This is a genomic window from Aliivibrio sp. S2TY2 (assembly GCF_028765525.1).
Classification (GTDB): Bacteria; Pseudomonadota; Gammaproteobacteria; order Enterobacterales; family Vibrionaceae; genus Aliivibrio; species Aliivibrio finisterrensis_A.
In genome coordinates, this window is record NZ_JARACS010000017.1 from 1 (window position 1) to 21,725 (window position 21,725).

Genomic DNA, 21,725 nt, shown 5'->3' on the forward strand with positions numbered 1-21,725 from the left:
TCAATGAGACTTTTATCTTATCATTCAAATAATTAAACAAGAAGATATAATTTGAAGCGACACACGAGGTTCCCGATCTTCAAGGCTTAGGCGTGACCTCAACCTTGGCAAGGATTGCACTCTGCCAGAATGCCCTTATGTTTCACTTTCTAAATTGGAGCGACACACGAGGTTCGAACTCGTGACCTCAACCTTGGCAAGGTTGCGCTCTACCAGCTGAGCTAGTGTCGCATTCTGATAAGGAGTAGCTCCTCGTTCAGAGGCTGCGAATTATACGAGTAAAATGTGATGATGCAAGCGGATTTTAAAAAAAACGCGAGTTTTCTTTAAAATCCATCATTTTTAGCTCAACAATTCATCAGATGAAATTAAATTGTAAAAATATTTTGGCGATAATACTTCAATTCAGCGATTGACTCTCTAATATCATCCAATGCTAAATGAGTACCTGACTTTTCAAAACCGTCTAATACTTCAGGCTTCCAACGGCGAGTTAACTCTTTAATTGTACTTACATCCACATAACGGTAATGAAAATACTCTTCCAGCTTAGGCATATGTTTGTATAAGAAACGACGATCTTGTCCGATACTGTTACCACAAATTGGTGACACACCTTTTGGTACCCATTGTTCAAGGAAAGCAATCGTCTCTTCAATCGCTGCTGCTTCATTATATATACTTGCTTCTACACGAGCGACTAATCCACTGTTAGTATGTGTATTTGTGCACCAGTCATCCATCTTAGCCAATTCTTCTTCTGGCTGATGAATAGCAATAACAGGCCCTTCTGCTAAAATATTTAGCTGAGCATCAGTTACAATGGATGCGATTTCGATGATTTTATGTGTTTCAGGATCCAGTCCTGTCATCTCCAAATCAACCCAAATCAGGTTTTGATCATTAATTGCCATAGAGAATTGCCTATTTTGTAACTAAAAAGGGTATGATACTCGGGCCGATTTATCTTTCAACATAAAACTGAAAGCCAACCTTACAAGTGAAATAATTTCGTGGCAAAGAAAAAAAAGCTAACTAAAGGCCAAGTACGCCGAGTACGTTCTAATCAAAGCAAACGTATAGAAAAAATAAAAACCACTATCGAGTGGGATGAATCCTCGTTAGAAGCAGCTAAAGAAGGGTTAGTAATTACTCGCTTTGGTCAACATGCGGATATCGAAGATCCAGAAAGCAAAGAGATACATCGTTGTAATTTACGCCGAGGTATTGAAAGCTTAGTCTCAGGCGATCGTGTTATTTGGCGTCCAGGTACCGAAGTACTTGCAGGGATCTCTGGTGTTGTTGAAGCCGTTAAGCCACGCACATCAATACTCACTCGTCCAGATTATTATGACGGTATTAAACCCGTTGCAGCAAATGTTGACCAAATGGTCATTGTTTCTTCTATTCTTCCTGAACTGTCATTAAACATTATTGACCGTTACCTTATTGCGTCAGAAACATTGCATATAAAGCCGCTAATCGTACTAAACAAAGTCGATTTACTTTCTGAAAAAGAATTTACTGATGTTAAGCAACTTCTTAGTCTATATGAGGATATTGGCTATAAAGTAAAATACGTAAGTAAAGAATCAGGCTATGGCGTAGAAGAACTTGAAGCTGAGCTACGCGATCATATTAATATCTTTGTTGGTCAGTCAGGCGTTGGTAAATCAAGCTTAGTGAATGCATTAATGCCTGAACTTGAAATCATTGAAGGCGCGGTTTCTGAAAACTCAGGTCTTGGCCAACACACAACAACCGCAGCTCGTTTATATCATTTCCCTCATGGTGGTGACCTTATCGATTCTCCTGGGGTTCGTGAATTTGGCTTATGGCACCTAGAGAAAGAAGAAGTCACAGCGTCTTTCGTTGAGTTCAAAGGCTTTATTGGTGGCTGTAAGTTTAGAGACTGTAAACATAAAGATGATCCAGGCTGTATTCTTCAAGAAGCGGTAGCTAACGGAAAAATTTCCAAACTGCGCTTCGAAAGCTACCATCGAATTATTGAAAGTATGTCTGAGAACAAAGCCAATCGCCAATTCTCTCGCGGCAAAAAAGCCGATTAATAAACAAAGTAAAGATGTGGTAATATCCACATTAAGTGATAACTAGTAGGCAAATAACGTGTCAGATAATTTAAAAATTGGGTTACAGTATTTAACCCCAAAACATGCACTTACTCGTTTGGCTGGCAAATTAGCATCAGCAAAAATGGGTTGGTTAACAACAGCGGTAATTAAGTGGTTCATTAAACAATACAAAGTTGACATGAACGAAGCTAAAAACCCAGATCCTAAAGCGTACTCTACGTTCAATAACTTCTTTGTTCGTGAATTAGAAGATGGCGCTCGCCCAATTGATGAAGACGCAAGCGTTATTTCTCATCCAGCGGACGCGTGTGTAAGTCAATTTGGCCCAATTACAGATGGTCAATTAGTTCAAGCTAAAGGTCATGTATATTCAGCTCAAGAGCTATTAGGTGGCGACGCTGATCTTGCTGAAGAATTTATGGGTGGCGAATTTGCAACTCTGTATTTATCACCAAGTGACTACCACCGTGTTCATATGCCTTGTGATGCAACACTACGTAAAATGATTTACGTTCCTGGTGATCTTTTCTCTGTAAACCCATTAACCGCAGAAAACGTACCAAATCTATTTGCTCGTAATGAGCGTGTAGTGTGTATTTTTGATACTGAGTTTGGCCCTATGGCTCAAGTTCTTGTTGGTGCAACCATCGTTGGTAGCATTGAAACAACATGGGCAGAGACGGTAACACCACCGACAGGTCCTGCAGTTAAAACATGGCATTACCCACTTTCTGGCGACGATATGATTTGCTTTAAGAAAGGTGAAGAGATGGGTCGCTTTAAATTAGGTTCAACAGTTATTAACTTATTTGCACCTAACTCAATTAAGTTTGATGCATCAATGGAAAATGGCGTTCCAACTCGTATGGGCACTCCATTTGCACATATTGCAAAATAAGTAATTTACTTAAAATAAAGCAAAAATAGCGAACCTTGTGTTCGCTATTTTTTTAAGTTCAGATAATCTAAAACTCATGACTAGTAATAATCAATGGAATGACAATGGGATATGAATGGTTAGCGCTTGGTGCCGCTTGTTTATGGGCACTATCAAGTATGATATCTGTCGCTCCTGCTCGCCACCTTGGTGCATTCGCTTATAGTCGCTGGCGTATGGGCTGCGTAACAATAATGCTATCCACTCTAGCTTGGTTTACAGGCGGCTGGCTCTCTATTGATTCTTCTCACCTTTATCCAATGATGCTTTCTGGTTTGATAGGCATTTTCATTGGAGATACGGCCTTATTTGCCTGCTTTAATCGCATGGGACCTAGACAAGCTGGGTTACTCTTCTCATGCCATGCTCTATTTTCAGCTATCCTTGGTTACTGGCTATTTAATGAAACCTTACAAGGTTGGGAGCTAGTTGGTGCTATTTCAGTTTTCTCTGGCGTCTCAATTGCGATTTTCTTTGGTAAAAAAACAGACAATCAAGGGACATGGGATGAAGTCAAAGGCAATATTTGGATAGCCATATTTCTAGGGTTACTTGCTGCTTTTTGCCAAGCGCTTGGAGGGGTAATAGCAAAACCGGTGATGTTAACCAGTGCTGATCCGATTGCTGCATCAGCGATTCGAATGGCGTCAGCATTTGGTGCTCATAGTTTACTAAGAATGACTAATTTCCCTCTGGCACGACCAATTACGCCAATTAATGCACGTATTTTAGGTATTGTCGCATTGAATGGGTTTCTTGCTATGACTGTCGGTATGACGTTAATTTTATATGCTCTACAAAAAGGCAATGTAGGTATGGTAGCCCTGCTTTCTTCAACCACACCAATCATGATCTTACCTTTATTGTGGCTATACACAAAAAAAGCACCAAACCGTTTTGCTTGGTTAGGTGCTTTTTTAGCGGTCATTGGTACTGGATTAATCGTTAGCTAATTGAACGTAAAAATAACTAGGCTCTATCAAAAGGAAAAGCCATCACTTGATCGATGTGCTTTTCTCCCATAGCCAACATAATAAGACGATCGATACCTAGAGCAACACCAGCACAATCAGGAAGGCCTGCTTCTAGTGCCGCAATCAAATGATAGTCAATGGGTTGTTCAATTAATCCCATCGATTTACGTTTCGCATTGTCTTCTTCAAAACGAGCAAGTTGTTCTTTTGCATTATCCAATTCATGGAAACCATTCGCTAGTTCAATGCCTTTAAAGTACACCTCAAAACGTTCAGCCACTCTCTGATCCGTAGGATTAATCTTAGCAAGTGCAGCTTGAGAGGCTGGGAAGTCATAAACAAAAGCAGGAACCTCTAAGCCTATTTTCTCTTCAACCCCCATGCTAAATAGCAGCTGCAGTAATGTATCTCTATCTTCTTCAATATCCGCAATATCTGATAAGCCTAGAGGAGCGGCAACCGCTCTTAATTCATTCATAGATGATTCTAAAGGGCAAATACCAAGCACTTTAATAAAGGCTTCCTGATATGTCATACGCTCTGAATCATGACACTTTAACACCAACATCAGAAGCTCATTCATTTCATCCATTAACTGATGATGATCAAAGCTTGGGCGATACCATTCCAACATCGTAAATTCAGGGTTATGGAAACGCCCAGCTTCTTCATTACGAAATGCTTTATTAATTTGGTAAATCGCACCACTGCCAGCCGCTAATAGTCGCTTCATATGAAATTCAGGGCTAGTCATAAAATACAAATGCGCGCCATCGGCATAGCCCGGCCCAACAAAATCAGTTTGAAAGGTATGAAGGTGCACATCTGTAACAGTGGCATGACTCATTGCAGGGGTATCTACTTCCATCACTTTTCGCTCAGAAAAGAACAAACGAATAGAAGCCATAATCTCAGCACGTTGCTGTAATTGCTCAATTGATGCACTTGGCATCCAATTTTGACTAGTCATAATCTTATACATTAGAAAAACTTATCCAAAATGATACCTGATAACCCACTTTAAGGTTACCTATTTTTTAACTTTATAAATACCCTTACCCATCAAGGGGATACGAGACCGATAAGAATCATTATCACTTATAAAGCAACAACTTAACTACAAATAGCAGCGAATATTAACAGCTTTAACTAGTTGACGGAGATCACATTATTTACAACAAACCACCCCATTAGTGGTACTTGCACGACAAAACTTTATCCATATCAATTTTTATTACAAAAGCTCACATAGAATAGGCATCAGAATTTTTAAGTTTTATTTGCTCTTTATTTGTCACACGAGCAGGCTAGATTCTCATAATTAATCACATTTAGGTGGTTAATTTAATTTTTTATCTTTTATCCCGGAGAATAACTGTGAAAACGATAACCACAGATATTGCAGTGATCGGCGCGGGCGGTGCAGGTCTACGTACTGCCATTGCAGCAGCAGAAGCGAACCCAGAGCTAGAAATTGCTCTAATCTCAAAAGTTTACCCAATGCGTTCGCACACTGTTGCCGCGGAAGGTGGGTCAGCAGCCGTGACCAAGGAAGAAGATACACTAGACAATCACTTCAACGATACTGTTGGCGGTGGTGATTGGCTGTGTGAACAGGATGTTGTTGAATACTTTGTAAAAAATGCATACCGCGAGATGACTCAATTAGAACAATGGGGTTGTCCTTGGAGCCGTAAAGAAAATGGCGAAGTAAACGTTCGTCGTTTTGGTGGTATGAAAGTTGAACGTACATGGTTTGCTGCCGATAAGACTGGCTTCCATATGCTTCACACCCTATTCCAAACTTCAATGAAATACCCTCAAATCAACCGTTTTGATGAGTACTTTGTTGTTGATATTTTAGTTGAAGATGGTCAAGTTCAAGGTCTGATTGCTATTCATATGGCTGAAGGCGAACTTATTTGTATTAAAGCAAAATCTGTTGTTCTTGCAACGGGTGGCGCAGGTCGTGTTTACCACTGTAATACCAATGGCGGTATCGTTACTGGTGATGGTATGGCTATGGCATTCCGTCACGGTGTTCCACTGCGTGATATGGAATTTGTTCAATACCACCCAACGGGCCTACCTGGCACAGGCATCCTGATGACTGAAGGTTGTCGTGGTGAAGGCGGTATCATCGTAAACAAAAATGGTTACCGTTACCTACAAGATTACGGCATGGGTCCTGAGACTCCTGTTGGTGAGCCTAAGAACAAGTACATGGAGCTGGGTCCTCGTGACAAAGTTTCTCAAGCGTTCTGGCACGAACAACAAAAAGGCAACACTATCAAACACCCTCTTGGTGATGTAGTGCATTTGGATCTTCGCCATTTAGGTGAAGAGTACTTAAATGAACGTCTACCGTTTATCTGTGAGCTTTCAAAAGCCTACGTTAACGTTGATCCAGCAAAAGAGCCAATTCCAATTCGTCCTACTGTTCACTACACCATGGGTGGTATTGAAACGGATAAGAACAACGAAACAAACATCAAAGGTCTATTTGCTGTTGGTGAATGTTCTTCTGTTGGTCTTCACGGTGCAAACCGTCTGGGTTCAAACTCACTTGCTGAGTTAGTTGTATTTGGTCGCCTTGCAGGTGAAAAAGCGGCTGAGCGTGCTGCTGAATTCACAACTTGGAATGACGATGCTATCAAAGCACAAATTGAAGAAGTACAAGGCCGTATTGATGCACTACTAGCTCAAGAAGGCGATGAAAACTGGTCTGATATCCGTACGGAAATGGGCCATTCAATGGAAGCGGGTTGTGGTATCTATCGTAAAGAGCACGAGATGCAAGATACGATTGAGAAACTGGCTGAACTGAAAAAACGTTATAAAAACATCAGCATCAAAGATAAAGGTAAAGTGTTCAACACTGACCTATTATACGCTATTGAAGTAGGTTACGGCCTTGAAGTTGCTGAAACAATGGCTCACTCTGCGATTCTACGTAAAGAGTCTCGTGGTGCACACCAACGTCTAGATGAAGGTTGTACAGAACGTGATGATGTGAACTTCCTAAAACACTCATTAGCGTATTACAACAAAGATGCAGCGCCGACAATTAAATACAGCGATGTAACTATCACCAAATCTCAACCAAAAGCTCGCCTATACGGTGAAGCAGCAGAAAAAGCAGCAGCGGCAGAAGCTGAAGCAGCTAAGATCGCAGAGGAGCAAGCATAATGACAGCTGGTAAGAGAGTTCAAAAAGTAAGCATTATGCGTTACGACCCTATGGTAGATGAGAAACCTTATCTACAAGCGTTCGACGTACCTTGTGATGACACAACTTCTGTTCTTGATGCAATTGGTTACATCAAAGATAACCTAGACAAAAACCTATCTTACCGTTGGTCTTGTCGTATGGCGATCTGTGGCTCTTGTGGCATGATGGTAAACAACGTACCTAAGCTTGCTTGTAAAGCGTTCTTACGTGATTACCCAAATGGTTTAACACTAGAACCATTAGCAAACTTCCCTATCGAGAAAGACTTAATTGTTGATATGACTCCGTTCATCGAACGTCTAGAAGCAATCAAGCCTTATATTCTTGGTAACGACCGTACTCCAGATCAAGGTCCTAACACTCAGACTCCTGAGCAAATGGCAAAATACAAGCAGTTCGCTGGTTGTATCAACTGTGGTCTATGTTATGCAGCGTGTCCTCAATTCGGTCTAAACCCTGAATTCATCGGTCCTGCAGCACTAACACTGGCACACCGTTACAATCTTGATAGCCGTGATAACGGTTCTGCTGAGCGTATGAAGCTAATCAATGGCGACAACGGCGCATGGGGCTGTACGTTTGTAGGTTACTGTTCTGAAGTATGTCCAAAACACGTTGACCCTGCAGCAGCAGTTAACCAAGGTAAGATCGCATCGTCTCAAGACTTTGTTATCGCAATGCTTAAACCACAGGAGGCATAAGGATGAGCAACCGTAAACCTTACGTTCGCGAAATGACACGTACTTGGTGGAAAGATCACCCTTTCTACCGCTTCTACATGGTTCGTGAAGCAACAATTTTACCGCTAATTTTCTTTACTATCTGTCTGCTTGTTGGCTTAGGTAGTTTAGTGAAAGGTCCACTTGCTTGGGCTTCTTGGTTAGATTTCATGGCAAACCCTATTGTGGTTGCTCTGAACATTGTTGCCTTAGCGGGTAGCTTATTCCATGCTCAAACATTCTTTAGCATGATGCCGCAAGTAATGCCTATTCGTCTTGGTGGTAAAACACTGGATAAGAAAGTCGTTGTTCTTGCACAATGGGCAGCAGTTGCTGCAATCACACTACTTGTATTGGTTATCGTTTAAGGAGAATTATTGTGGTAAATCTTAATCCAAAGCGTTCTGACGAACCAGTATGGTGGGGCTTATTCGGTGCCGGTGGTACTTGGTTTGCAATGCTAACACCAGTAACTATCTTAGTTCTTGGTATTTTAGTTCCACTCGGTGTGATTGGTCCTGAATCAATGAACTACCTACGTGTTGCTGGTTTTGTTACTAGCATCATTGGTGCATTATTTGTTATCGGTTCTATCTCTATGCCTATGTGGCATGCGATGCACCGTTTACATCATGGTATGCACGACCTAAAATTCCACACAGGTACTGCGGGTAAAATCGCATGTTACGCAGCGGCTGCTCTAGCAACTGTATTATCTGTTGTGTTTATCTTCATGATCTAATCATCATTTAGATACAAAAAAAGGTTGGCTTGATGCCAACCTTTTTTGTATCTACGGTACCCATTCCCATTAATTACCTAATAGTATAGATAATAAAAAAGGCCACCGAAGTGACCTTTTATATAAAGCTATTCTCGATATAAATCGAAATTACTTCACACGACCAACGTATTCGCCAGTACGCGTATCAACTTTAACTACTTCGCCGATAGCGATGAATAGTGGAACACGAACTACTGCACCAGTAGAAAGCGTTGCTGGTTTACCACCAGTGCCTTGAGTATCACCTTTCAGACCTGGGTCTGTTTCAGTCACTTCAAGTTCAACAAAGTTTGGCGGTGTCACTGTAATTGGATTATCATTCCAAAGAGTCAGTGTACAAGTGTCGTTTTCTACTAACCATTTAGCAGCGTCACCTACTGATTTTACATCAGCAGCGATTTGCTCAAAGCTTACGCTGTTCATGAAGTGGTAAAATTCACCGTCGCTGTATAGGTAGTCTAGCTCTACGTCTACAACGTCTGCTAATTCAAAGCTTTCACCTGATTTAAATGTTTTTTCTAGTGTTTTACCAGAAAGCAATCTACGAAGTTTTACACGGTTGAATGCTTGACCTTTACCTGGCTTAACATATTCGTTCTCGATAATTGAGCATGGCTCATTATCTAGCATAAATTTCAAACCGCCTTTGAATTCATTGGTACTTACTGACGCCATGATTTCCTCTTAACATCGTTGAGTTATAAATAATGTCACACATAATAACCCGAAATGACGCTCCTGTTGAGCAAAACTGGCTCAAAGAACTAGCGAATGCGATCTCTGACCCTCATCAGTTACTCTCAACACTAGGTATTGATAGCTCTTCATGGGAGAAAGGTCTAGAAGCGAAAAAGTTATTTGCGTTACGTGTGCCGACAAGTTTTGTCGATAGAATGGAATTTGGCAACCCTTTTGATCCTTTATTACGCCAAGTATTGCCTTTAGATCAAGAATTCGAGGTACATGAAGGATATTCGAACGATCCTTTAGAGGAACAAGACAACGAACAACCGGGTTTACTGCATAAATACAAAAACCGAGTTCTGTTGATTGTAAAGGGAGGTTGTGCCGTGAATTGTCGTTATTGCTTCCGCCGTCATTTCCCATATCAAGATAACAAAGGCAGTAAAGCCATTTGGCAAGAGTCCATCGATTACATTGCAAATCATCCTGAAGTAAATGAAGTCATTTTTTCTGGTGGTGATCCTTTAATGGCCAAAGATCATGAACTGACATGGTTAATTCAACATATTGAAGCGATTCCGCACATCAAGCGCCTTCGTATCCACTCTCGCTTACCGGTAGTAATACCAAACCGTATTACTGATGCGTTGTGTCAGCTATTTAAACAAACACGCTTACAAATCATTCTAGTGACTCATATTAACCATGCTAACGAAATTAACTTTGAGTTAGTAAATAAAATGACTCAATTAAAACAATCAAACGTCACGCTATTAAATCAAAGTGTATTACTTAAAGATGTGAATGATACAACAGAGGCACTGACTGATTTAAGTGAGGCATTATTTGATGCGGGCATTTTACCCTATTACCTTCATGTATTAGACAAGGTGCAAGGTGCTGCTCATTTCTTTGTTTCTGATGAAAAAGCAAAGCAATTAATGGGGGAGTTAATTGAAAATGTTTCTGGTTATCTTGTTCCGACACTTGCCAGAGAAATTGGTGGTAGAAAAAGTAAAACACCTCTCGATTTATATTTAGAGTAATTCCTTTGAATCATAAGTATTCAGATATAAAAAAACCGAAGCGAATGCTTCGGTTTTTTATATCTAACGTTTAATTCTAAATTAGAATAACTCTTCAGCTACTTTGTATAGCTCAATTTTTTCTGGGCGACGCATGTTTTCAATTGCATCGATGATATCGTGATGAACTAGTTGCTCATTCTGAATACCAACACAACGACCACCGTGACCATCAATCAACAATTTAACACCGAAGTTACCCATACGAGACGCTAGGATACGGTCAAATGCGCCAGGTTGGCCGCCACGCTGAATGTGACCAAGAACAGTTGCACGAGTTTCACGACCTGTTTCAGCTTCGATTTCTTTTGCTAAACTATTAACATCAGTCATTAACTCAGTGATAGCGATGATTGCGTGCTTTTTGCCTTTTGCAATGCCATCTTGAATGTTCTGAATTAACGCGTCTTTATTTAGACCAGTTTCTGGAGTAATAACGTATTCACAACCACCAGCAATTGCAGCCATTAATGTTAAATCACCACAGTGACGGCCCATAACTTCTACAATAGAGATACGTTGGTGAGAAGAAGATGTATCACGTAAGCGGTCAATCGCATCAATAACTGTGTTTAACGCCGTTAGGTAACCAATAGTGTAGTCAGTACCCGCGATATCATTATCGATTGTGCCAGGCAGACCGATACATGGGTAACCCATCTCTGTTAGCTTCTTAGCGCCCATGTAAGAACCGTCACCACCGATAACAATTAATGCATCGATATCGTGTTTCTTAAGGTTCTCGATCGCTTTTTCACGAACAGCAACTTCTTTAAACTCAGGAAAACGTGCTGAACCTAAAAATGTACCGCCGCGATTGATCATATCAGATACGCTATGGCGCTCTAATTTCTCGATACGATCTTCAACAAGACCTAAGTAGCCATCATGAATACCAAATACTTCTAAGCCTTCCGTCAATGCTGTACGAACAACACCACGAACTGCCGCATTCATACCCGGCGCATCGCCACCACTTGTTAAAACACCAATCTTCTTGACCATGGTTACCCTCTAATATGGTTGGGAATTTCAATTTCAATTTCTAATACAGCAAGTAAACTCCCTAATCTACTCACCATTAATAATCTGTAATTTTTTTTCTTATGTAAGAGTATTACCAGTTTACTGAAAAAGTTCGTTGATTCACATCAGAATCAATCACGACTGTTTCATTTTTCTGTTACGAAAAAACAATTATTGCTAATAATACTACGTACTCACTAACTAAACTGACTCTGCTCTCTGTCTGAGTCTAGCACAACTGAAAGTGGGTCTTGATGAATTATAATATCAGAATGTGGAAATACTGTTAAAAGTTCGTCTTCAACTTTATCCGCTATACGATGTGCTTCAACTAATGGCATATGATCTGGCAACTCTAAATGCAGTTGAATAAATCGGGTTGGGCCAGCTAAACGCGTTCGTAAATCATGAATGCCTTTAACCCCTTCGACTCGACAACACGCCTCTCTTATCTGATCCAACTCTTCTTGTGGCAGCTGTCTATCAAGTAATAGTTGAATCGCCTCATACGCCATTTTAAATGCGCTAATTAAAATATACACACCAATGACTAAGGCAAAAATAGCATCAGCTTGATGCCAACCATACCAACTTAATGCAAGTGCTAACATAATAGCGGCATTCATAAATAAATCGGTTTTGTAATGTAATGAATCCGCAGCAATAGCCTGACTTCCCGTCTGTTTAACTACCCATTGCTGGAACATAACAAGGCCAAGAGTTAACACAATAGCAAACCCACAGACATACACCCCTAACTCAGGAGCAATAACATCTTGAGGACGGAAAAAACGCTCAACCCCATTCAATAATAAGAAGCAAGCAGAACCAGAAATAAACATTGCCTGAGCTAACGCCGCTAGCGACTCCGCCTTACCATGCCCAAAACGGTGCTCCTCATCAGCAGGTTGTAATGCGTAACGGACGACTAAAAGGTTAGTGATAGATGCGCCCATATCAAGTAAAGAGTCAACTAACGAAGCCAATAAACTGACTGAACCTGTCACCCACCAAGTTCCTAATTTAAATAGCATTAAAATTGTCGCAACAATGGTTGCAAGCCATGCAGCCGTAGTCACTAAAGACGCGTATCGTTGAGTCATGTTTCATCCATCTACCTAAAAATCAAACTTTAGTATAAAGGGTTACGCTCAAGATAGTTATTCCATTTATTAATATATTTACAACAAAACAGGCCTAAATAAAAAACGGGCCTTTATTTATCATAAAGGCCCGTTTTCATTTTCTAGAGATAATTGCGTTTATTTAGCACAATCAGCAATGTACTTATCTTGATTTGCTTTAAATTCTGCTTTTTGCTCTGGCGTTAGAATATTCATCATTTCATGACGTTTTTTCATCATTTCAACACGGCGATCGATTTGACGCTGTGACATTTTTTCAGCTAAATCACGTACTGCCTGCTCATCAAAATTATCCGCTAACATTAAGTTTTGCATCGCTTCATGATCGGCTTTCATTTCAGCCGTTGGCTGACGTTTTTGGCCTTTCTTCGCTTTCATTTCAGCTTTACGAGCGTCACGCATTTCATCAAATTTGTCTTCTTGTGCATCAGTAAGATCTAAATCTTTAAACGCCTTCTTATTTGCTTTCATCATACACTTACCACCGTGCATGCCTTCACCGCCTTTCATTCCACCTTCGTGATGGCCACCACCAAAAGCAAATGCCGATGCAGAAGCAAAAGAAAGAGGAAGAACAACTGCGCCTAAAATCATTTTTTTCATCATGTTCATTGTGTTATCTCCGTTACAGAAAATGGGGTTCAATCAAAAATCAGCTTGCTGCTGCTTGGTGTGGAGTAAGAATAGCTCAGTCAACGTAAATGAGTGTATTTTGTGCGTAAAGCAACGTAAAGGTTATTTTGAAGGTTGGTATTCCTTCATTTATTTGGCGATACTACACTCAGAAACTATTTATGTAGGTGAATAAAAATGGCAAAGATTTTATTAGTTGATGACGATATTGAGCTAACCGCGCTACTAAAAGACATCCTAAGTTTAGAAGGTTATCAGGTTACGGAAGCAAATAATGGCATTGAAGGCCTTGAAGCGATCACTAATGATTTAGACTTGATCCTACTTGATATCATGATGCCAAAAATGAATGGCATGGACATGCTTCGTAAATTACGAGAGACCAATGAAACTCCTGTATTAATGCTTACAGCAAAAGGAGAAGAAATTGATCGTGTTATTGGTTTAGAACTTGGCGCCGATGACTACCTACCAAAACCTTTTAGTGATAGAGAACTACTGGCTCGTATTCGCGCTATTTTACGTCGTACACAAAATAAAACCAAAGAGAGCAACAGCAGCAGCATTAAATATCAAGGCATTGAGATATTTATAGGCAAACAAGAAGCCTATAATCATGGTGAATTACTGGACTTAACCGGCACAGAGTTTGGGTTATTGTCTCAATTTATTCAAAAACCAGGAGAGATCATCTCTAAAGAAGAACTCAGTCTAGAAGTGCTTGGTAAACGCCTAGCACCCTTTGACCGCGCTATTGATATGCACGTTTCAAACTTACGTAAAAAATTACCACCACTCTCAGAAGGAAAGCCACGCATTAAAACCTTACGTGGTCGTGGCTATTTGTTTGTTGAGGAATGATTGGTGTTTAAAGTAAATACACGCTTCCCTCTTTTATCCAGCTTATATGGCCGTATCTTTGCCATATTTTGGTTTACCTTATTATTGGTTTTAATTGGGGTTGTTATTGGCCCTAATTTTGATCCACGATCTCGCCATAATATCGCAACTGAACATCTTACTAAAATGACTCAAATTGCTGCCTACATTACAGGGAAATACTCTGAGCGCGACAATTTAAAAAAGACCTTAAAAGAGATTAGCCATAAAGCACATCAACACGATGAAAACCTCGATCTATTTTTCACAACCCCTACTGGCGAAATTTTAGATAAACCTAAAGAGCTACGAGGAAGAAAAAAAGCGTTACTTAACTTTTTAACACTTTCTGATGATCCTGATCTTCCTCAACAAAAACTGTATGGTAGAACCATGATGGCGGGGCCTTTTGATATCGTCATCGCTCATGAAACCGTGTACATGTATGTGGGACGATATTGGAAAAAGCCCCCCCCATTTATTCTTAGAATATTAGATAAACCAGGGCAATTATTACTAGTGACCATGCTCGTTAGTACGCCTTTCTTACTTTGGCTTGCTTGGGCGTTAAGTCAACCTGCAAGACGTTTACAAAAAGCAGCAGAGCGGGTTGCTAAGGGCCAATTTGAAAAAGATGAAGCATTAGAAAAAGGGCCAAGAGAATTTAGAAAAACAGGGCAAAGCTTTAATCAGATGGTCGGGTCACTCAACACCATGATCTCAGGCCAGCAGCGCTTATTATCTGATATTTCTCATGAACTACGCTCTCCCTTAACTCGTTTAAGAATGGCAACAGCCCTTGCCACTCGTAAGCAAGGTGAAAGCGCAGAGTTATCTCGTATTGATATGGAAGCGGATCGCTTAGAGCAGATGATTTCTGAGCTATTAGAACTCTCTCGAATACAAGTAAACAGCCATCAAGAACGAGAGAAAACTGACGCTTACTCATTATGGTTTGATATTTTAGAAGATGCCAAATTTGAGGCTGAGCATTCAAATAAAATACTGACTTATTCTGATTTAAAAGAAACGCCTATTTTTGGTAACCCTAATCTATTAATGAGCGCGGTTGAAAACGTTATACGCAATGCTATTAAGTACGGTAATGATGTGGTCACTGTGAATATCAATGATAATGGCAACATTCTCACCATCACCGTTGATGACAATGGTGATGGTGTACCAGAAGATGAACTCAAGGATATCTTCAAACCCTTCTATCGAGTATCTACCGCTCGAGATCGAAGCAGTGGCGGAACAGGTCTTGGTCTGGCGATTACCGAAAGTGCCATTCACCAGCACAGCGGCACCATCATTGCGAGTAAAAGCCCTCTTGGCGGATTGCGTATGACCATTACGCTACCTATCGAACAATAATGACTTGTCACAACATGGCTTATCTCAAAGTAAGCCATGTTGTTACTCGTATGCTCTACCCCGATACCTATCAATTAGATATACTGAGTTTACTTTCCGTTATTCAAGAGTTCACTATGTTTGATATTGCGTTGTACGAACCTGAAATCGCCCCAAATACGGGTAACATCATTCGCCTGTCTGCTAACTGTGGTGCAAACCTGCATTTAATTGAACCATTAGGATTCGATTTAGAAGAGAAAAAACTTCGCCGAGCAGGGTTAGATTATCATGAATTAACCCATGTAAAACGCCATAAAGATTACGCTGCCTTTCTTGATTATTTAGAAAATGAAAGTGAAGGTGAACACCGTATCTTTGCCTGCACAACCAAGACGACAGGCCATCACACCACTCCAAGCTATCAAAAGGGAGATGTGTTGTTATTCGGCCCAGAAACTCGTGGATTGCCCGCTGATTTAATTGATGGCTTACCAATGGAACAACGTGTTCGAATTCCTATGATGCCAGACAGCCGCAGTTTAAACTTATCAAACTCTGTTGCTATCATCGTATTTGAAGCGTGGCGTCAAATGGGATTTGAAGGCGGGTTATAATTCCAAAACTCATAGCTCAAATACAAAAATAGCCACTCAATAGTGGCTATTTTTATACGCATAAGGAATGGGATATATTAAATTCCATCACCAGACATAAACGTTTGTGACTTACCATTAAACTGTTGGTCCATATCGAGCGATGGCATTTCAGAGCTAGGGCGCCCAACAATTTTAGCAGGAACACCAGCAACCGTAGTATGTGGAGGAACGGCTTGCAGAACCACAGAGCACGAACCAATCTTAGCACCAACACCCACTTCAATATTACCTAAAATCTTCGCACCCGCACCGATCATAACGCCTTCACGGATCTTAGGGTGACGATCGCCACACTCTTTACCCGTACCACCGAGTGTCACATCTTGCAGAATAGAAACATCATTCTCAACCACGGCCGTTTCACCAATGACGATGCCCGTCGCATGGTCAAACATGATCCCTTTACCAATGGTCGCCGCAGGATGCACATCCACCTGACAAGCAACAGAAATTTCATTTTGCAGATACGTCGCTAATGCAACACGACCTTGCTTCCAAAGCCAGTTCGATACACGATACCCTTGCAATGCATGATAGCCTTTTAAATACAATAAAGGCATTGAGTACATAGAAACCGCAGGATCTCGAGTCACAGTCGCGCAAATATCGCACGCAGCCGCATCGGTAAGAGAAGGATCAGAAGCAAATGCTTCCTCTACCACTTCACGAACTGCCATTGCAGGCATAGAGGCTGTCGCCAACTTATTCGCTAAAATATAACTTAATGCTGCAGCAAGGTTTTCATGTTTTATGATGGTGGCATGATAAAAGCTTGCAAGCATAGGTTCTTGTTCTGACTGCTCACGCGCTTCTCGAACAATGCACTCCCATACTTGGTGTTTTTTACATTCTTTCATTTTCATACCATCCTTGAATTACGATTCTGATTTCTTATCTCGCGCTAATAAGTCCTGCGCAGCAACTCTTGCATCTTTTCCTTGATACAATACTTGATAAATTTGCTCAACTATAGGCATTTCAACACCCATACGATCAGCAAGTAGCCATACTTCTTTGGTATTGCGATACCCTTCAACCACTTGACCAATTTCTGCTTGAGCGCTATCTACGTCACCGCCTTGACCTAAAGCCAAACCAAAACGACGGTTACGAGATTGGTTATCGGTACACGTTAACACTAAATCACCTAAGCCAGCCATCCCCATAAAGGTTTCAGCTTCTGCGCCTAAAGCCACGCCTAAACGAGTCATTTCAGCCAAACCACGGGTAATTAATGCAGTACGAGCATTAGCACCAAAGCCAATACCATCAGACATACCCGCACCAATAGCGATTACGTTCTTCACCGCTCCGCCTAATTGCATTCCAGTAAAATCATTATTGGCATAAACACGGAATGTCTTTGAGCAGTGGATTTTTTCTTGTAAATCTTTAACAAACTCTTGGTCAGGAGACGCAACAGCAATCGCCGTTGGCATACCAGATGCAAGTTCTTTAGCAAAAGTAGGTCCAGAAAGCACAGCCAGTGAATGAGATTCACCTAACGCTTCTACTGCCACTTCTTTTAATAAACGACCTGTTTCAGGCTCTAGTCCTTTTGTCGCCCAACATATACGAGAATCATCACGTAAGAATGGTTTTACATTACCTAGTACCAAACCAAAAACATGACTTGGAACTACAACCAGTAAATCGCGGCTTGCTTGCACTGATTTTTCAAGATCCGTAGACATGATTAATGACGGTGGGAAAGCAACACCCGGCAAAAACTCTTCATTAGCACGATCGGCTTCAAGGCGAGCCATATGTGATTCTTCATGACCCCATAAAATCACTTTTGCGCCATTACGAGCAAGAGAGATAGCAAGAGAAGTTCCGTATGAGCCAGCACCAAGTACGGTCATGGAAATATCAGAGTAATCGGTTTGTGTTGTCATTGTGACCATCCAAAACAAGTATCAAAGGATACTAGAGTAATAAAAGCAAAATGCACTTTTTATCAAAATTTAATTTCTATATTCAGTATAGAAACTATCTTAGATAAAAAAGTGCATTTATTCTCTACAAATTAATCAATAGCGCAAGGCTATTCATTATTAAGCTTCAGAAGGCGCAGCTGCGTTTTCTTGAGCTTGGTTTTGTAGGTAATTCATGAACAATGCGTCAAAGTTAACTGGTGCAAGGTTCAATTGTGGGAACGTACCTTTAACCACTAGGCTAGAGATCGTTTCACGAGCATATGGGAACAGAATGTTCGGGCAGAATGCACCTAGGCAATGTGCTAGTTGAGCTTCTTCCATTTGGCCAGCAGTAAAGATACCACCTTGTTGTACTTCACAAAGGAATGCAGTTTCTTCTTCGTTCTTAACCGTAACAGTTAAACGTAGAACGACTTCGTAAACACCTTCGCCTAGTTCACGGCTTTGAGTATCAAGGTCCAGTTTAACATCTGGATTCCACTCTTTTTGGAACATAGTTGGAGAGTTAGGAGCCTCAAAAGATACGTCTTTTAGGAAGATACGTTGAATTGCAAAGTTTTGTTGCTCTTGTTGTGCTGCTTCAGCCATGGGAAAGTCCTTTCTATATATGTATGTATGAATGCAGAATAACGCTGTGATATTACTCTGCATTCGTGATATCTAAAAAATGGGCCAGATATCACATCAAAATGAATCAGTTGCTTATGAAATGGGCAATTACTTTTTGCCTTTTACTAACGGTAGGTTAGCTTCATTCCAAGAGATTAGGCCATTCTTAAGCAATTTAACTTGCTCAAAACCTTCTTTATGCAGATCATTTGCTGATGCTTGAGCGGTTTGGCCTGTTTTACATACCACAATAATTGGGGTTGTTTTTGAGTTTTCAAGACCAGCTAGGTTACCGGCTTTAATATCACTTGGTAAAATGTGACGAGCACCCGTAATATGGCCTGATTTAAACTCATCTTTAGAGCGAATATCTAGCACAATCGCATCTTCGCGGTTCATCAGTGTTGTTGCTTGTGAAGGATCCACTTCTTGGTAGCCAGCGGTTTTCTGTTTTACTACGTTTTGAATCAACGCAACAACAATACCAATCCACACAACAGCTAAAATCATGTTATTGGTTACAAAATCGATGATTGACGTTTCCATATTCTTTATCTCTGATTTTTGGATAACCACATGCCATTAGACAATGTCAGTTACCATGGGCTCTAAAATGAAGTCGAAAGTATACCCTAGGGTTTGTTCGGAGACTAGCGAGGATAAAAAAACTGATAAGAACAACAAAAATGCTGTGATATTGGTTTTACAATTGAGACCAAATAAAAACTCTATCTAGTCAGAACTCACTCTATCTGAAATAATGCAGCGATGAACATATCCTTTTTTAATAAGCCTATTCCTAGTCGTAAATTTGTTACGACCGCGATCGTGTGCCTGACATTTGCACTTCCTCTTATCGCTCATGCGAATGACGCTGAATTAAAAGGAATGAAACAAGAAATATCTCGTCAGAGCTCGGTATTAAGTAAACAGAAGAAAGAGCTATCAAGTCTTCAATCTAGCCTTAAAAAGCATGAACTATCCATTGCTAACGCCTCCAAAAAAGCGCGCAATGCAGAGCGAGAACTCGCAGCGGTAAAACGCTCGATAACCGAATTAAAACAGCAACAATCAGAGCTTACTCAACAACAAATTGGACAAACTGAAGTATTAAAAGACTTACTCGTCAATTACTACTTAATAAGTCGTAATAATCAACTTTCTAATGTGCTCAGTGGCGATGACGTCACTAAAATCGATCGCATGACACAATACGCCCAACGTATTTCTGAAGCCCGAGTGGGTGCGATTTCTCAGTTAGAATTCACAACGATGCAATTGAAAGAGAAAGAAGTTTCTCTTCTTAAACAGCAACAACGACAAAGTGAATTATTAGCTCAATACAAGCAAGAAAAAACCACACTGCAAACATCACAAAACAAACGTAAGAAAACCGTTTCCAGTATCAAAAAACGCATTTCAAATGAAAATGGTTATTTAAATGAACTGCAGCAAAATGAAAAACGCTTAAAAGTTGCCATCGCAAAAGCGAAAGCAAGTAACAATGTACCTATGGATGGTATTGCTCGTCAAAAAGGGCGTTTACCTTGGCCTATTAGCAACGCCAAAACACTTCATAGTTTTGGAACAAAACAAACAGGGCAGCTCACTTGGAAAGGCATGGTGCTAGCCAGTGAATACGGTACACCAGTAAAAGCCGTTGATTCTGGTAAGGTCGTTTTTGCTGATTGGTTACGAGGCTATGGCTTAATGGTGTTAATCGATCACGGTAAAGGTGATATGACACTTTATGGCTATAACCAAAGCTTAATGAAGAAAGAAGGCGATAAGGTGCAAGCAGGAGAGACGATTGCGGTTGTTGGTGACAGTGGCGGTCAAGACAGAGCTTCACTTTACTTTGAGATCCGCCGTAACAGTAAGGCACAAAACCCACGCTCTTGGTTAAGGCGTTAGTAGTTTAGTGATTTGCTAAAATAACAATTATGAATAGAGTTCAGATCGCTTCGCTCGCAGAATTCAGAGGTGATCGCAGTAATAACAGCGATCAATCTGAGCCCTTTAAGGGAGCTTGCGACCGATCTGAATTCTTATCTTTCTAAACGTTAAAATATTAAAGCTAGATTATTTTAGGGTTTTATTTGGATCGTCTTCTTTACGTTGAAACTCACCTTCAAATACATCGCCTTGCTGATCGTTCTGATTTGTGCGATCAAATGGGTTACCTTGATTAAACGGACCGTTTTGATCAAAGCCACCACCAAACCCTGCATGAAAACCACCCTGTGATGCTCCCATGCCATTTACTTTTACACGACTCATTAGCTGTTTAGCTAAATACGCTCTCGGTGCTGGAAGCAATACCAGCATACCTAAAGCATCAGTCATAAAACCAGGGACAAGCAATAACACACCAGCAACGGCAAGCATGACACCTTCTACTATTTGCTGTGCAGGTAATTCACCTTGTTGTAATTTTGATTGCACTGACATTAGAGTCTGAATGCCTTGGCTACGGACTAATGACGCACCAACAAAAGCGGTGATCAATACTAATCCAAGTGTTGGCCACATCCCTAACATGCCCCCGACTTGCACAAACAGCGCAATTTCAATAATGGGAACAAAAATAAACAATAATAATAAAATAGGAAACACAATATACCTCGATTAGATTTGATACGAACTTTCACTTTTCGCTTCATTTAGTGTAGCAGGCATTCTCTGCGAACCACTTTTTCTCTCTCTATTATGATAGATGCGGCACATCCCCTCATTTTTCAAGAAAATCTTCTGTAAAAGAGTGTAAACAGCCATCAAATTCATTAACTCGATTAGCAGTTATATAACCTATAAAGTAAATATATTAACAACTAGTGAGAGCATTATCTCAATTTGAAATATTTTGCAAAAACTAGACTTAAAAAGTGATCAACTTAACACTTTTACCACTAAAGAGGTGTATGATGACGTTAAAACAAGGCATCAGGTACGATATTGATCACCCTCTGAC

The 21,725-nt window shown here is 40.5% G+C and carries 23 protein-coding genes and 1 tRNA gene; 12 read left to right on the forward strand and 12 right to left on the reverse strand.

Annotated features, from left to right (window positions below; all coding sequences use genetic code 11):
* Positions 1–155 precede the first annotated feature (155 nt).
* A tRNA-Gly gene (locus PVK63_RS18235) sits at positions 156–231 on the reverse strand.
* A 137-nt stretch (positions 232–368) separates the two neighbouring features.
* Positions 369–914 carry an oligoribonuclease gene (orn, locus tag PVK63_RS18240; RefSeq protein ID WP_130088012.1) on the reverse strand — a complete coding sequence of 182 codons (546 nt, stop codon included), beginning with the start codon at positions 912–914 and terminating at the stop codon, positions 369–371.
* Positions 915–1,013: 99 nt separating this feature from the next.
* Here orn and rsgA point away from each other — a divergent pair, with 99 nt between their 5' ends.
* From rsgA to PVK63_RS18255, 3 genes are all read left to right on the forward strand, one after another.
* The gene (gene rsgA / locus PVK63_RS18245; protein WP_130043855.1) at positions 1,014–2,069 is read left to right on the forward strand and encodes a small ribosomal subunit biogenesis GTPase RsgA; all 1,056 of its coding nucleotides are present in this window, start codon (positions 1,014–1,016) and stop codon (positions 2,067–2,069) included.
* Between the two features lie 58 nt (positions 2,070–2,127).
* The gene (asd, locus tag PVK63_RS18250; RefSeq protein WP_130048555.1) at positions 2,128–2,991 is read left to right on the forward strand and encodes an archaetidylserine decarboxylase; all 864 of its coding nucleotides are present in this window, start codon (positions 2,128–2,130) and stop codon (positions 2,989–2,991) included.
* Between the two features lie 104 nt (positions 2,992–3,095).
* On the forward strand, positions 3,096–3,983 hold the full coding sequence (locus tag PVK63_RS18255) for a DMT family transporter (RefSeq protein ID WP_130048554.1): 888 nt from the start codon (positions 3,096–3,098) through the stop codon (positions 3,981–3,983).
* 16 nt (positions 3,984–3,999) lie between these two features.
* Here PVK63_RS18255 and epmA read toward each other — a convergent pair whose 3' ends face one another.
* Entirely contained in the window at positions 4,000–4,974 is a 975-nt protein-coding gene (epmA, locus tag PVK63_RS18260; RefSeq protein WP_207215687.1) for an elongation factor P--(R)-beta-lysine ligase, read from the reverse strand.
* A gap of 407 nt (positions 4,975–5,381) precedes the next feature.
* Between epmA and frdA the strand changes: the two genes are divergently transcribed.
* Genes frdA through frdD form a run of 4 tightly spaced genes read left to right on the forward strand, consistent with a single transcriptional unit; the run spans position 5,382 to position 8,696 of the window.
* Entirely contained in the window at positions 5,382–7,193 is a 1,812-nt protein-coding gene (frdA, locus tag PVK63_RS18265) for a fumarate reductase (quinol) flavoprotein subunit (protein WP_130043850.1), read from the forward strand.
* Positions 7,193–7,936: a succinate dehydrogenase/fumarate reductase iron-sulfur subunit gene (locus tag PVK63_RS18270; protein WP_130043849.1), complete on the forward strand. Its 744-nt coding sequence runs from the start codon at positions 7,193–7,195 to the stop codon at positions 7,934–7,936. Before frdA ends, PVK63_RS18270 begins: the two co-directional genes overlap by 1 nt.
* Positions 7,937–7,938: 2 nt before the next feature.
* Positions 7,939–8,322 carry a fumarate reductase subunit FrdC gene (gene frdC / locus PVK63_RS18275; protein ID WP_012551226.1) on the forward strand — a complete coding sequence of 128 codons (384 nt, stop codon included), beginning with the start codon at positions 7,939–7,941 and terminating at the stop codon, positions 8,320–8,322.
* 11 nt (positions 8,323–8,333) lie between these two features.
* Positions 8,334–8,696, forward strand: a complete 363-nt coding sequence (gene frdD / locus PVK63_RS18280) for a fumarate reductase subunit FrdD (protein ID WP_165367201.1) — start codon at positions 8,334–8,336, stop codon at positions 8,694–8,696.
* 150 nt (positions 8,697–8,846) lie between these two features.
* On the opposite strand, the gene efp is transcribed toward frdD, so the two are convergent.
* On the reverse strand, positions 8,847–9,413 hold the full coding sequence (gene efp / locus PVK63_RS18285) for an elongation factor P (protein WP_130043847.1): 567 nt from the start codon (positions 9,411–9,413) through the stop codon (positions 8,847–8,849).
* Positions 9,414–9,445: 32 nt separating this feature from the next.
* Between efp and epmB the strand changes: the two genes are divergently transcribed.
* The gene (gene epmB, locus PVK63_RS18290) at positions 9,446–10,468 is read left to right on the forward strand and encodes an EF-P beta-lysylation protein EpmB (protein WP_130088014.1); all 1,023 of its coding nucleotides are present in this window, start codon (positions 9,446–9,448) and stop codon (positions 10,466–10,468) included.
* Positions 10,469–10,549: 81 nt separating this feature from the next.
* On the opposite strand, the gene pfkA is transcribed toward epmB, so the two are convergent.
* The 3 genes from pfkA to PVK63_RS18305 all read right to left on the reverse strand — a co-directional run bounded on the left by pfkA (position 10,550) and on the right by PVK63_RS18305 (position 13,290).
* Positions 10,550–11,512 carry a 6-phosphofructokinase gene (gene pfkA / locus PVK63_RS18295; RefSeq protein ID WP_130048549.1) on the reverse strand — a complete coding sequence of 321 codons (963 nt, stop codon included), beginning with the start codon at positions 11,510–11,512 and terminating at the stop codon, positions 10,550–10,552.
* A gap of 218 nt (positions 11,513–11,730) precedes the next feature.
* On the reverse strand, positions 11,731–12,636 hold the full coding sequence (gene fieF, locus PVK63_RS18300; protein ID WP_130088015.1) for a CDF family cation-efflux transporter FieF: 906 nt from the start codon (positions 12,634–12,636) through the stop codon (positions 11,731–11,733).
* 159 nt (positions 12,637–12,795) lie between these two features.
* Complete coding sequence (locus tag PVK63_RS18305) at positions 12,796–13,290, reverse strand: CpxP family protein (RefSeq protein WP_130048547.1); 495 nt, start codon at positions 13,288–13,290, stop codon at positions 12,796–12,798.
* Between the two features lie 198 nt (positions 13,291–13,488).
* Here PVK63_RS18305 and PVK63_RS18310 point away from each other — a divergent pair, with 198 nt between their 5' ends.
* From PVK63_RS18310 to PVK63_RS18320, 3 genes are all read left to right on the forward strand, one after another.
* Complete coding sequence (locus PVK63_RS18310) at positions 13,489–14,172, forward strand: response regulator (protein ID WP_130088016.1); 684 nt, start codon at positions 13,489–13,491, stop codon at positions 14,170–14,172.
* A gap of 3 nt (positions 14,173–14,175) precedes the next feature.
* Positions 14,176–15,567 carry an envelope stress sensor histidine kinase CpxA gene (cpxA, locus tag PVK63_RS18315; RefSeq protein WP_130088017.1) on the forward strand — a complete coding sequence of 464 codons (1,392 nt, stop codon included), beginning with the start codon at positions 14,176–14,178 and terminating at the stop codon, positions 15,565–15,567.
* A gap of 116 nt (positions 15,568–15,683) precedes the next feature.
* Positions 15,684–16,163, forward strand: coding sequence for a tRNA (cytidine(34)-2'-O)-methyltransferase (locus tag PVK63_RS18320; RefSeq protein ID WP_130043997.1), 480 nt, complete (start codon positions 15,684–15,686; stop codon positions 16,161–16,163).
* A gap of 77 nt (positions 16,164–16,240) precedes the next feature.
* Here the strand turns inward: PVK63_RS18320 and cysE are convergent, their stop codons facing one another.
* From cysE to PVK63_RS18340, 4 genes are all read right to left on the reverse strand, one after another.
* Positions 16,241–17,062: a serine O-acetyltransferase gene (cysE, locus tag PVK63_RS18325; RefSeq protein WP_130048558.1), complete on the reverse strand. Its 822-nt coding sequence runs from the start codon at positions 17,060–17,062 to the stop codon at positions 16,241–16,243.
* Between the two features lie 18 nt (positions 17,063–17,080).
* On the reverse strand, positions 17,081–18,112 hold the full coding sequence (gene gpsA, locus PVK63_RS18330) for an NAD(P)H-dependent glycerol-3-phosphate dehydrogenase (RefSeq protein ID WP_130088018.1): 1,032 nt from the start codon (positions 18,110–18,112) through the stop codon (positions 17,081–17,083).
* Positions 18,113–18,262: 150 nt separating this feature from the next.
* On the reverse strand, positions 18,263–18,733 hold the full coding sequence (gene secB / locus PVK63_RS18335) for a protein-export chaperone SecB (RefSeq protein ID WP_130043838.1): 471 nt from the start codon (positions 18,731–18,733) through the stop codon (positions 18,263–18,265).
* Positions 18,734–18,862: 129 nt separating this feature from the next.
* Entirely contained in the window at positions 18,863–19,300 is a 438-nt protein-coding gene (locus tag PVK63_RS18340) for a rhodanese-like domain-containing protein (protein ID WP_130043837.1), read from the reverse strand.
* A 222-nt stretch (positions 19,301–19,522) separates the two neighbouring features.
* On the opposite strand from PVK63_RS18340, the gene PVK63_RS18345 reads away from it, so the two are divergent.
* The gene (locus PVK63_RS18345; RefSeq protein ID WP_130088019.1) at positions 19,523–20,668 is read left to right on the forward strand and encodes a murein hydrolase activator EnvC family protein; all 1,146 of its coding nucleotides are present in this window, start codon (positions 19,523–19,525) and stop codon (positions 20,666–20,668) included.
* 168 nt (positions 20,669–20,836) lie between these two features.
* Here the strand turns inward: PVK63_RS18345 and PVK63_RS18350 are convergent, their stop codons facing one another.
* Positions 20,837–21,370: an FxsA family protein gene (locus PVK63_RS18350; protein ID WP_130043835.1), complete on the reverse strand. Its 534-nt coding sequence runs from the start codon at positions 21,368–21,370 to the stop codon at positions 20,837–20,839.
* Between the last annotated feature and the right edge of the window lie 355 nt (positions 21,371–21,725).

What these genes read in the sequence shown, in the direction of transcription:
- PVK63_RS18340 (WP_130043837.1), bottom strand. Translation starts at nt 19,300, where the DNA reads ATGGAAACGTCAATCATCGATTTTGTAACCAATAACATGATTTTAGCT.
- efp (WP_130043847.1), bottom strand. Translation starts at nt 9,413, where the DNA reads ATGGCGTCAGTAAGTACCAATGAATTCAAAGGCGGTTTGAAATTTATG.
- pfkA (WP_130048549.1), bottom strand. Translation starts at nt 11,512, where the DNA reads ATGGTCAAGAAGATTGGTGTTTTAACAAGTGGTGGCGATGCGCCGGGT.
- secB (WP_130043838.1), bottom strand. Translation starts at nt 18,733, where the DNA reads ATGGCTGAAGCAGCACAACAAGAGCAACAAAACTTTGCAATTCAACGT.
- PVK63_RS18255 (WP_130048554.1), top strand. Translation starts at nt 3,096, where the DNA reads ATGGGATATGAATGGTTAGCGCTTGGTGCCGCTTGTTTATGGGCACTA.
- gpsA (WP_130088018.1), bottom strand. Translation starts at nt 18,112, where the DNA reads ATGGTCACAATGACAACACAAACCGATTACTCTGATATTTCCATGACC.
- cysE (WP_130048558.1), bottom strand. Translation starts at nt 17,062, where the DNA reads ATGAAAGAATGTAAAAAACACCAAGTATGGGAGTGCATTGTTCGAGAA.
- frdC (WP_012551226.1), top strand. Translation starts at nt 7,939, where the DNA reads ATGAGCAACCGTAAACCTTACGTTCGCGAAATGACACGTACTTGGTGG.
- PVK63_RS18345 (WP_130088019.1), top strand. Translation starts at nt 19,523, where the DNA reads ATGAACATATCCTTTTTTAATAAGCCTATTCCTAGTCGTAAATTTGTT.
- orn (WP_130088012.1), bottom strand. Translation starts at nt 914, where the DNA reads ATGGCAATTAATGATCAAAACCTGATTTGGGTTGATTTGGAGATGACA.
- epmA (WP_207215687.1), bottom strand. Translation starts at nt 4,974, where the DNA reads ATGACTAGTCAAAATTGGATGCCAAGTGCATCAATTGAGCAATTACAG.
- epmB (WP_130088014.1), top strand. Translation starts at nt 9,446, where the DNA reads ATGTCACACATAATAACCCGAAATGACGCTCCTGTTGAGCAAAACTGG.
- PVK63_RS18270 (WP_130043849.1), top strand. Translation starts at nt 7,193, where the DNA reads ATGACAGCTGGTAAGAGAGTTCAAAAAGTAAGCATTATGCGTTACGAC.
- PVK63_RS18320 (WP_130043997.1), top strand. Translation starts at nt 15,684, where the DNA reads ATGTTTGATATTGCGTTGTACGAACCTGAAATCGCCCCAAATACGGGT.
- PVK63_RS18305 (WP_130048547.1), bottom strand. Translation starts at nt 13,290, where the DNA reads ATGAACATGATGAAAAAAATGATTTTAGGCGCAGTTGTTCTTCCTCTT.
- fieF (WP_130088015.1), bottom strand. Translation starts at nt 12,636, where the DNA reads ATGACTCAACGATACGCGTCTTTAGTGACTACGGCTGCATGGCTTGCA.
- PVK63_RS18310 (WP_130088016.1), top strand. Translation starts at nt 13,489, where the DNA reads ATGGCAAAGATTTTATTAGTTGATGACGATATTGAGCTAACCGCGCTA.